This is a genomic window from Mediterraneibacter sp. ICN-202921 (genome assembly GCF_037890075.1).
GTDB lineage: Bacteria > Bacillota > Clostridia > Lachnospirales > Lachnospiraceae > Mediterraneibacter > Mediterraneibacter massiliensis.
Window position 1 is genome coordinate 24,532 of record NZ_JBBKBE010000017.1, and the last position, 11,313, is coordinate 35,844.

7 protein-coding genes and 1 riboswitch are annotated in these 11,313 nt (G+C 45.7%); of the genes, 4 read left to right on the plus strand and 3 right to left on the minus strand.

All coding sequences use genetic code 11. The features are described 5' to 3' along the window. Nucleotides 1–44 precede the first annotated feature (44 nt). The 3 genes from dapA to WKT01_RS11565 form a co-directional block, all read right to left on the minus strand. A complete protein-coding gene (dapA, locus tag WKT01_RS11555; protein ID WP_117975299.1) occupies nt 45–929 on the minus strand; it encodes a 4-hydroxy-tetrahydrodipicolinate synthase in 885 nt (294 codons plus the stop codon). Between the two features lie 79 nt (nt 930–1,008). Beyond that, a riboswitch (Lysine riboswitch) is annotated at nt 1,009–1,180 on the minus strand. A gap of 127 nt (nt 1,181–1,307) precedes the next feature. Continuing rightward, nucleotides 1,308–2,867: a response regulator transcription factor gene (locus WKT01_RS11560; RefSeq protein ID WP_340312433.1), complete on the minus strand. Its 1,560-nt coding sequence runs from the start codon at nt 2,865–2,867 to the stop codon at nt 1,308–1,310. A 47-nt stretch (nt 2,868–2,914) separates the two neighbouring features. After that, a complete protein-coding gene (locus WKT01_RS11565; RefSeq protein WP_340312434.1) occupies nt 2,915–4,687 on the minus strand; it encodes a histidine kinase in 1,773 nt (590 codons plus the stop codon). A 118-nt stretch (nt 4,688–4,805) separates the two neighbouring features. Between WKT01_RS11565 and WKT01_RS11570 the strand changes: the two genes are divergently transcribed. From WKT01_RS11570 to WKT01_RS11585, 4 genes are all read left to right on the plus strand, one after another. Then, nucleotides 4,806–6,131, plus strand: coding sequence for an ABC transporter substrate-binding protein (locus WKT01_RS11570; RefSeq protein WP_117975302.1), 1,326 nt, complete (start codon nt 4,806–4,808; stop codon nt 6,129–6,131). A gap of 107 nt (nt 6,132–6,238) precedes the next feature. Then, nucleotides 6,239–7,150 carry a carbohydrate ABC transporter permease gene (locus tag WKT01_RS11575; RefSeq protein WP_117975303.1) on the plus strand — a complete coding sequence of 304 codons (912 nt, stop codon included), beginning with the start codon at nt 6,239–6,241 and terminating at the stop codon, nt 7,148–7,150. After that, nucleotides 7,143–8,015, plus strand: coding sequence for a carbohydrate ABC transporter permease (locus WKT01_RS11580; RefSeq protein ID WP_117975304.1), 873 nt, complete (start codon nt 7,143–7,145; stop codon nt 8,013–8,015). The genes WKT01_RS11575 and WKT01_RS11580 overlap by 8 nt, the downstream gene beginning before the upstream one ends. 6 nt (nt 8,016–8,021) lie before the next feature. Continuing rightward, nucleotides 8,022–11,201 carry a glycosyl hydrolase gene (locus WKT01_RS11585; RefSeq protein ID WP_117975305.1) on the plus strand — a complete coding sequence of 1,060 codons (3,180 nt, stop codon included), beginning with the start codon at nt 8,022–8,024 and terminating at the stop codon, nt 11,199–11,201. Nucleotides 11,202–11,313 lie beyond the last annotated feature (112 nt).

The following is an 11,313-nucleotide window of genomic DNA, read 5'->3' on the forward strand; positions in this document are numbered from 1 at the left end:
AGAGAAGTTCATTTTCATGGCAGTCCGTGTATAAGCACAGTGCTTTATAAACAGCCGAATTCTTTCATGACTTTTTCAAGCAGTTCCTTGTGTGCAGGTTCGATCTCGGTCAGCGGAGCACGTAGACCGCCTACATTTTTACCCTGCAGGTTCATTGCGGCCTTGACCGGGATCGGATTGACCTCACAGAATAAAGCGTCGCACAGAGGGATCGCATCTAACTGCATTTTACAGCTGCCTGCTGCGTCGCCTTCCAGATATTTGTATACCATATCATGTACGTATTTAGGAGCTACATTGGACAGGACAGAGATTACGCCGATTCCGCCTAAAGAGAGAAGCGGAACGACCTGATCGTCATTTCCGGAATACAATTCAATGTTTCCGTCACATAAATTCATGATCTTTGCCACATTGCCGATATCTCCGGAAGCTTCTTTTACCCCTACGATATTCTCTACATTTTTTACGAGATGAGCGATCGTTTGCGGCTGAAGCGCACATCCCGTACGGCTTGGTACATTGTACATGATAAGCGGGATATCAACAGATTCTGCAATGGCTGTATAATGTGCGATCAGACCCTTTTGTGTCGCTTTATTATAGTATGGCGTCACAATGAGGATGCCGTCTGCGCCGTCTTTTTGCGCTTCTTTTGATAATGCTATCGCTGTTTTAGTAGAATTAGAACCAGTGCCTGCAATGACCGGGATTCTGTGTTTGACCCGTTCTACGGCAAAACGTATCGTTTTGACATGCTCTTCTTCTGACATGGTAGCAGATTCTCCAGTTGTACCACAGATAATGATGGAATCTGTACCCTCTGCGATCTGTTCTTCTAAAATTTCATCCAACTTTTCATAGTTGATCTCCAGGTTTTCTTTCATTGGTGTAACGATCGCTACACCAGCGCCTTTAAAAATTGCCATTCTTTCTTCCTCCTATACATATGGTGAACACAAAAAGAAACGGCAAGATGCGCCGTTCCAACATATACATAAGTCGTATAAATCAGATAGCCCTCCATCTTGCGATGACAGTCATGTCGTTCTTCACGCCATGCCCAAGGAAAAGATGTCAGGCCTCTTCTCCTTTCGGCATCTTCCCCTTTGGAATGTCTTCTTCTGTCCCTGAAACATCCGGCATCCTACTGATGAAAAATGCAACCTCTATCTACGTTTCCATATATAAAAAATAATAACACTTGCAGAGTACGATGTCAATGTCTGGATGAAAAATGTTACCGTTTCCGCCATGTCTTGCAGGCGTGCGTGCTATCGCGCAATAATGCATATCCGGAGATTTTTCTACTGGGCTGCCTGACGATATTGTTCGGGCGTCATGCCTTCGTACTTTTTGAATACGCGGAAAAAGTATTTACTGTTGTCGTATCCGACTGCCTTGGCGATCTGGTAGAGTTTGCGGTCAGTAGAGGCAAGCAGGTCTTTGGCTTTTTCAATGCGTACGGCATTGACATATTGTGCAAATTTTTCTCCTGTTGTCTTACGGAACAGATGGCTTAGATAGCTGCTGTTCATATAAAACAGAGAAGCAAGAAATTCTACCGTCAGGTTTTTATGATAATTACGCTGTATATAGATTTTTATCTTTTCTATCGTATCTTCTACAGCATATACACTCTGCGGCTTGAGCATTTCAGAAAGGTTGCTGAAAAACTGCCGGTAGTACTGATAGAGTTCTTCGACTGTAAACATTTCTTTTATGATATTCTGCATGCTCTGGGAAGACGTGCTTTGGTGCAGATATTGTTTCAAGATCAAAAGACAATCCTGTGTAAGCTGATGATAGTGATATTTGACATCTGCCAGAGAGAGGTTTTTTGTTTCCTGATAATAGGTATGCAGTGATAAGAGCAGGCTGCCTACCTCTTCTGTCATGCCGGCTTCTACACGGAAAAGGAATTCTTCCTTTTTCTCCCATGAGATCTCATGCAGAGCTGTCCCCATATCCGGCTGCCATATATATACTTGAGAAGAACTCTGTGTGACCGGCATGGAATTCAGTGACGTACAGGCCTGTTCATGGGCGGCATGCAGTTGGCAAAGTCCGGTGATCGTATCGCTAAGCCCCCAATACGATACCGTATCATAGGTATGCAGATAAGCGATAAAATCCTGTACAAATTTGGTATAGAAGTCTTTTGGAGAAAAGGAGGCGTCGTTGGGAAGCGCAAGGATAAAAAAACCAAGTCGGAAGTTGGATGGATGGGGCAGATGGACTGCCATTTCCGAAAAACCAAAATCGTTGATCTGCTGCTGCAGGCGGAAATCTGACAAGGACTTTCCGGCGTATACGACGGCGAGGCACAGACGATCCGAGTGTGTCAGAAAAGATAATTTCTGTGAGCTGATGTCTGTGTCGGAAACGGCGTATCCCAGAATTAAATTTTGCAGAAGCTGGGTGTCATGCTCATAACAGGCAACTTCTTTTTCTTCCTCCGTAAGACGTATGCGTGCGTCAATAGACGCAGAGGTCTCCAGGCGAGAAATAGCCTGGCAGACTGTCTGCTGGATCTGTTCTGCGGTAAAGGGTTTGAGGATATAGTCGATGACATTGGCGGATATGGCATGCTTGATGTAGTCAAAGCTTTTATAACCGCTGATGACGATCAGCTGCAGGTCGGGATGATTTTGGGAAAGATAGGAAAGCAGTGCAGTTCCGTCCATCACCGGCATTTCCATATCTAAAATGACGAAATCCGGGGAGAGGGTTTTGACAAGTTCTACTGCCTGGGCGCCGTTGTCCGCCTCACCTGCGCAAGAGATCCGGTCAGACAGAGCCTCTAGTTTTTTCTTTGTTCCCCGGCGGATCAGGGGTTCGTCATCTACAATAATATATTGATACATAAGTTTCTCCTTTGTGCGTTTTGGTAAAAAGGTTTTCTATATCGGCATCAGTTTTGTTCCGGCAGATCTGCTTTTTCTACGAGTGGCAGTTTAATCTGCATCAGTGTTCCGCGGTCGGGTTTACTCTGTACGGTCAGCCCATACCCTTTCCCATAATATAATTCGATCCGAGTATTAATATTTTTCAACCCGATACTTTGGTTTGTCCGGTGGCCGAGTTCTGTGAAGGCAGGCTCTTCCTGAAGGGACCGGGTCAGTTCCGAAAGCTGCTCGGGTGTCATGCCTTTTCCGTCATCTACGATACAGAGCAGAAAATAGGTATCCCGTAAAAAGCCATATACGCAAATGCGATGTCCGAACTGACAGTTTTGCAGTCCATGGGAGAAAGAATTCTCCACGATGGGCTGGAGGATCAGCTTCAGTACTCTTAGATACCGCATATTGTCCGGGATGTGCAAAGTAAAACGGAAACGGTGGCTGAACCGGATAGACTGAATAGAAATATAATCCATGACATGATCGATCTCATCCTGTAAAGTGACCAGTTCACTTTGTGTTTTAATGGCGTAGCGGAACATATTGCCAAGAGACATGGCCATAGTCATGATCTGCTCGCTCCCCTCTATGCTGGCGATACTGTTGATCGCTTCCAGCGTGTTGAACAGGAAGTGGGAGTTGATACGCGCTTCCAGAGATTTCATCTGTGCGTCCAGAGAGATCAGCTTGCTTTGATAGTTTGTCTTGATCGCCGCATCCAGCTGCTCCACCATGGCATTATATTCATTATAGAGGACGCCGATCTCATCTGTACGGTTCAGATATAATGTACTGCCGGATAAATGGGTGCCGCTTTGCTGCGACATTTTTCGGCTTAAATGCTCGATTGGTTTCGTGACGGTTTTAGAAAAGTACAGGGCAAGCGTGATACCGATCAAAATACAGATACCACAGATGGAAACCAGCATGATCCCGGTCGTGCTGAATTCCCGATAGAGTCTGCTGTAATCTACGGAGGTATACAGACTTAACGAAGAAAGATCCAACTTGGTAGAGTAAGCGGCGTTTTTTTCGACTTCCTGGAAGGAAGGTATATTTTTTTCTTTCAGAGGAGGCGTAGAATAAATAATCTGTTCACACTGGGTATCCGCAATCGCAATAGAAGTTACATCCGGGATCGTATTTAAGGAACTCAGGTCGAAAATAGCTGGATCACAGTTGATCAAAAGAACGCCCAGGTTTTTGGAAGCATAAATATCATAGAGGCTTTTGGAAATAAAGAAGCTGTCTGTTTTACCATAAAAAATATCTTTGTGAGGGCTGATATCACTGACATAGAGCTGGCCGGCATTTTCTAATGTGCGTGTATACCAAGGAGTACCTTCCGGCGTATATCCATAATTGAGCCGATCGTTTTGTGTATTTTCATAAGTGAACTGGATCCCGGAGGGGGTGAAGATGTAGATACCGTAAATAAAGTCATACGTATTGATGATATTTTGACACAGATACCGGATATTCTGCTGTGTCTGATAGGTCGTTAAGTCATCTGGGCTGACTCCTTGGACAGAAAAAGGGCGTAGGTTCTGGGTCAGGGAATAATCGCCGGAAGAATAGGAGGCAAACAGATTGGTCGCGTTCTCCAGTTCAGCAAGAGCCGCGTCCGTCTGCTGTACGGCTTTGGAAAACAGATTGACCGAGTACTCCTGCACCTGCTGTTGGGAAGTTTTTTGGTAGCGATAGTAGGAAATCGCAGTGATGCAGATGGTGGGAAGCAGTGCCATGAAGAGAAGGATAAGAAACAGTTTGTGGCGTAATTTCACAGGTGTACCTCCTTGTAAAAATCTAAGAAAAGTATACCATACGAGCCAAGAAAAGTCCACTTGACATGTGTTACAATAAAACCATCAAAAAGAAACAAGACAAAAGGAGAGGAAAAACATGAAAAAGAAAGTGATTTCTGTGCTGCTTGCAGCAACAATGATCGGCGGACTTCTCGCCGGCTGTGGTTCAGGAAACAAAAATGATGCTAAGACAGAAGACGGAAAGACAAAGATCCGTTTCTTATCCGCGATGGAACTGGTAGATGAGGATATGATCGAGGCATTTGAAAAAGAAAATCCGGATATTGATGTAGAGTTTGATTATGTAGATTCTGGAAACTACTCTGCAAAATTTGCGGCGCTGGCTTCTTCAAATGAAGTGCCGGATGTGTTCTGGACACAGGCAGGATACTACTGTGATCAGATCAATGAAGGACTTCTGCTTGATATTTCAGAATATCTGGATGGGGATAACTACGAAGGAGACACGGTATGGAGAGAGACATATGTACCGGCTCTTTTGGAAAACTTACAGTCGATCGTAGAAAAGGGCTGCGGAGAAATGGATTCCTATGATTACGGAGTACCATTTACGATGACGACAGTTGCGGTGATGTATGATAAGGCGATGTATGAGAAACTGGGCTTATCTGTACCGGAGACTTGGGAAGATTTTATGGCAAACTGTGAAGCGATCAAAGGAGCAGGATACACACCTTTGTCAGTACAGTCTAATACATGTATCGACTGGCTGCCAAGATTATTCTGGGATCAGTTCTGTCGGGAAGAGATCGAAGAAGAAAATAAATCATTTGAAACCGGTGAAATGACATTCCAGACAGAATCTGTACAAAAAGGTCTGGAAACATATAAAGAAATCTGGGACAAAGGCTATCTTCCAGAAAACTTCATGACATCTGATCTGGATACGACAGCACAGTTATTCCTGCAGGGCAAACTGGCGCAAGTCCTGATCGCTCCTGATAAATTGGAATACATCATGGACAATGCGCCGGATACAATGGAACTTGGCACATATGTACTGCCGGGGATCGCAGGGCTTCCATCCAGAACACTGGGCGGCGCCAGCAATATCTTTGCTGTAAGCGCGGATACAGAAAATCCGGATGCGGCAGTAAAATTAGTACAGTATCTGACATCTAAGACAAACTTTACAACAGATGAAGGTCTTAAGTACTCCAGCTCTGGTTTGGTGAACGTAGAAAGGGATCCTGCATTGGACGAGATCCTGGCAGGTTACAATGCGGCGGCAGAAAACGGCTTCTGTCCGGAAACATTCGTACCGACGACGATCACGACAGAGATCAGCACAGCCTTCAAAGAAGATCTGATCCCGAACTATCTGCTTGGACAGATCAGCCTGGAGGATATGACAGCAGAACTGCAGGAGACATACGATACATATCTGGAAGATAAAGAATAAAAGAAGCGGGATAAGGGCGGCTTAAAGAGCAGTTAGCCGCCCTTTTTCCTGCCGGAAAACAAAGAACAGAAAAGACAGGCACAGCGCCAAAAGAAGGAGGGAGCAGGGTGAATACGAAAAAGAAGGCAGGGCTTTTACAAGAGTTAAAAGAAAGCATACCGGCTTATATATTAATTCTTCCGACTATAGCCATATTGATCATTTTTTTGTTTATTCCGTTTGCAAATGCATTCCGTATCAGTCTTTATAAGTACAAAGGATACGGAGAACTTAGAAACTATGTAGGATTGGATAATTATATCAAGGTGCTGCAGGACGAACAGTTCTACCGCGCATTTGGCAATACATTTAAGCTGATCGCCTGTGATCTGCTGATCTCTATTACGATCGGTTTTATTTTGGCGTATATTTTGTTCAAAGGCATCCGCCTGAAACGATTTTTTAACACAGCACTGTTTATTCCCTATCTAATTTCGATGGTCGTGATCGGATGTATTTGGAGGATCATCTACGATCCTACGATCGGACCGTTAAACCAGATCCTGGAGATGATCGGCCTGGGAGGTCTTGCTCAGCCCTGGCTGTCCCAGGTAGGAACGGCGCTGCCTGCGATCATCGTGACTTGGATATGGAGGACCATTCCTTTCAATATGCTGATCTGCTATGCAAATATCATGACGCTTCCGAAAGACCAGCTGGAAGCGGCAGAAATGGACGGCGCCTCCCAACTGCAAAGACTGCGCTATATCATCATCCCACATATGATCCCAACCTTCATTACACTGGGGATCCTGACAGTGACCAATGACCTGCGCGCGTTTGATATGGTATGGGTCATGACCCAGGGAGGCCCCGGCGGCGCGTCGGATGTCCTGACTTCTTACGTATATTCTAATGCGTTCCAGTCCCAGAAATTCGGTCCCGCAACAGCGGCGTCGATCATCATGATGGTAGTCATGATCAGTATTACAATTATCTTACAGTTGGTAAAAAAGGCAGGTGGAAAGAATCGTGAGTAAGAGTATGAGCAAAAAATGGAAAACAAAAAAAGGAGCGGACGAGCAAGGCGGAACGTCTGTCATCACCTTTATTATCATGCTGTTCATAGCATTGATCTCAGTGTATCCGCTGCTCTGGGTGATCATCCAGTCCTTTAAGACAGAGGGACAGTTTTTGCAGAGTATATGGTCGCTGCCGACTTCTCTGAACTTTGATAATTTTGTTACTGCTTTCCAGGAGGCAAACCTTGCAGTATATCTGAAAAATACGGTAGTCAACACCGTGGCGACTCTCGTGGTGGATCTTGTGCTTGTGACCTGCCTTGGATATGCATTTTCCAAGCTGAAGATGAAATTTAAAAAGTTTTTCTATTATATGATCCTGATCAATATGCTGATCCCTACGCCGATCATTCTTCTTCCGATGTATCTGCAGGTAGTAGATCTGGGAATCCAGAATACCCTGGCTGCGATCGTCTTTCCTTATTATCAAGGGTTTGCTCCGCTTGGACTGATACTGATCAAGGGCTATATGGACAACATACCCGATGAGATCATTGAATCTGCCAAGATCGATGGCTGCGGCACATTCCGTATCCTTGGGAAGATCATGGTGCCCCTTGTAAAGCCTATGCTGGTAACATTAGCGATCTTAGGCGGTATGAATGCCTGGAACGAATATATGTGGGCGCTGGTATCCATCAGTGATACGTCCAAATATACGCTCTCTGTGGGAATCGCCGTTATCCGGGATAAGATCGCGACGATCGGTTATACGCCGGTATTTGCGGCTCTGACTGTGAGCGCCATGGTATTTGTCATCATCTATCTGTTTGCACAGAAGACATTCGTGCGTTCGATTACCGCAGGCGCTGTGAAAGGATAGGGGAAAATGGAAAAGACAAACAGAAGTTTGAAATTTGAAGACATATTTAAAAATCCAGGAAAGGAGTTCCGCGGAACTCCTTTTTGGTCATGGAATACAAAGCTGTGTAAAGACTGCCTGGAAGAGCAGATCGAGCAGTTTAAAGAGATGGGCATGGGTGGTTTTTATATGCATACCCGTGTCGGGCTGGATACAGAATACATGGGAAAAGAGTACATGGACTGTGTGAAAAAGGCTGTAGAGATCGCGAAAGAAAAAGATGTATACAGTTGTCTGTATGACGAAGACCGCTGGCCTTCCGGATATGGCGGCGGTAAGGTGACCAGCAGGCAGGAATACAGGAGCAGGAATTTACTGATCACCACATATAAAAAAGGGACGAAGACATACACGCACAGGAGTACAGATTCTATGGCTTCTGCTTCTCCCCAGGGAAACGGACGTTTTCTGGCGGCGTATTATGTCAGACTGCATACGGACGGAACGCTTGCTTCTTACGTGCGGTGTGAAGAAAACGCGGTGGAGAAACCGGGGTATCAGATCTGGTACGTTTATCTGGAGATTGCACATGACAGTCCCTGGTTCAACGATCAGTCTTATGTAGACTCTTTAAATCCTGAGGCGATCCGTTATTTTCTGGACGTGACTCACGAAGAGTATAAAAAGGCGGTGGGCGAAGAGTTTGGAAAAACCATTCCTTCTATCTTTACAGATGAACCGCAGTTTGGAAGAAAGAGATGTCTGGGGACGGCAGATTCCAAGGAAGAGGTGATGCTTCCTTACACAGAAGATTTTGCGGAAAGTTATAAAGCGGCATACGGAGAAGACTTGCTGGATCATATACCGGAAGTATTGTGGGAACTGCCCGAAGGAGGGGTATCCAGGTATCGATACTGGTATCACGATCATGTGACGGAAAGATTTGCAAAGGCCTATTCTGATCAGGTGGGAAGCTGGTGCCGGGAAAATGGAATCCGTCTTGCGGGACATATGATGGAGGAACCGACTTTACAGTCGCAGACCCAGGCATTAGGAGAAGTCATGCGCAGTCTGCGGGGATTTTCCCTTCCGGGGATCGATATGCTCTGTGACGCCCGGGAATATACGACGGCAAAACAGGCGGAGAGCATCTGCCATCAGTATGGAAAGGATGGTGTCGCCAGCGAACTGTATGGCGTCACCAACTGGGATTTTGATTTCCGCAGACATAAACTGCAGGGAGACTGGCAGGCAGCTCTTGGGATCACCCATCGTGTCCATCATTTAAACTGGATGAGCATGGGGGGAGAAGCAAAAAGAGATTATCCGGCGGCTATTGGCTTCCAATCCCCCTGGTATAAAGAATACGGGCGGATCGAAACCCATTTTGCCCGGGTCAATACGGCCCTTAGAAGAGGAAAACCGGTGGTAAAGATCGGTGTGATCCATCCGGTCGAATCCTGCTGGCTCTTATTTGGTCCGAACCAGCAGACCGGGCAGAAGCGTCAGGAATTAGATAAAAGATTTGCAGATGTGACAGAATGGCTGTTGTTCAATAACCAGGATTTTGACTATATCTCAGAGAGCCTGCTTCCGGAAGAATGGGATGGGCATAGAGTCGGAGAGATGGAGTATGAAGCGGTGATCGTTCCCGGATGTCTGACCTTGAGGCAGACGACGCTCACGATACTAGAAGAGATGAAAAAGGCGGGGACGAAGATCATTTTCATGGGAAAACCGCCTCGGTATATCGATGCATCTCCAAGTACCGCGGCAGAACAGTTTGCCGATACATGCGCCCGGATCGAATATGCCAAGCAGGAATTGCTGGAAGAACTGGAGCCGTACAGACTGCTGGAAATGCGTTTTCACGGAGAAAAACATTTGAAAAAACCGAACCATAAGAAGAACTGGAACGGCGAACGGACAGAGAAATACATCTATCAGCTGCGCCGGGAAGGAGAGGGACGCTGGCTGTTTATCGCAAACGGCCGTGCCCAGGATCATCCTGACTTGATCCTGCCGGATGATGTGAAGATAGAACTGGCCGGTCATTGGAAGGTGACAGAGCTGGATACCATGACCGGAAAGATCAGCGGCAAAAAAGCAGAAATACAAGGAGATAAGACGATTCTTTATCACCGTTTCTACAGTCATGACAGTCTGCTCTTATACTTGGAGCCGGAGAAGAATGAAGGAAAAACGAAAGAGGAAATCCTGCCGCAGGAGGCGTTTGCAAAAAAAGAGACATATGTTTTAAAAGAGCAGCAGGGATGGCAGGCAAAAGATCTATTTGAAAGTCAGGTAGAGATAGAACGGGAAGAACCAAATGTACTCATACTGGATATGCCGAAATACTGTTTCGACGGGGAGCACCTGGAAGGTCCGGAAGAGATACTGCGGGCAGATAATAAGATTCGTATGCGGCTTCATCTGCCGCTTAGAAGAGCTGCTTTGGCACAGCCATGGACACAGAGGAAAGAGGAAAAAGCACATAAGATCCTGCTCCAATATAAGATCCTATGCAGGAACGTGATACAAGGCGCTTCTCTGGGATTGGAAATGCCGGACAGCGCGAAGATCTTGCTGGATGGTATGGAACTTTCGAAAAAAGAAACGGGCTATTTTGTAGATCCATGTATCCGTACAGTGGCTCTGCCGGCACTGCGGGAAGGTGTACATGTACTTACACTGGAAGTCGATTTTACAAGAAAGGTAAATCTGGAAGTTATATATCTGCTAGGCGCATTTTCTGTACGTGTGGAAGGCAGCTCTGCCGTACTTGAACAGGAAAGAAAGACCTTTTTCTGGGGCAGCCTGACAGAGCAGGGCATGCCGTTTTACGGCGGCAATGCAATCTACAGGACAGAACTTGCGCTGGAGGCAGGAAAGTATGTATTGGAAGTCTCTAAATTCCGTGCTCCTCTTCTGCGGGTAAAGGTAGATGGAAAAGAAGCGGGGGCGATCTTCAAGTCTCCGTATAGAGTCTCTTTTGAGATCGAACATACCGGGAAACATATGATAGAGATCATAAGTTTTGGAAACCGGGTCAATACATTCGGAGCGGTACATGACTGTGACGAGCAGGAGATTTACTTTGATCCGAATGCATGGAGGACGACACTGGACAGCTGGTCTTATGAGTATCAGCTGAAAAAGACGGGGATTTTAAAAGCGCCCATACTTTGGAAAAAACAAGAGAAATAAAAAACAATAGAAAAACAGATGTCCGGTAAAGCACAAAGACGATGCGGTGTATACAGGATGTCTGTTTTTTATATGGTTTCCAGAAAGAGAGTTTTTGATGTATCTGGATGGA

What these genes read in the sequence shown, in the direction of transcription:
- dapA (WP_117975299.1), bottom strand. Translation starts at nt 929, where the DNA reads ATGGCAATTTTTAAAGGCGCTGGTGTAGCGATCGTTACACCAATGAAA.
- WKT01_RS11560 (WP_340312433.1), bottom strand. Translation starts at nt 2,867, where the DNA reads ATGTATCAATATATTATTGTAGATGACGAACCCCTGATCCGCCGGGGA.
- WKT01_RS11570 (WP_117975302.1), top strand. Translation starts at nt 4,806, where the DNA reads ATGAAAAAGAAAGTGATTTCTGTGCTGCTTGCAGCAACAATGATCGGC.
- WKT01_RS11585 (WP_117975305.1), top strand. Translation starts at nt 8,022, where the DNA reads ATGGAAAAGACAAACAGAAGTTTGAAATTTGAAGACATATTTAAAAAT.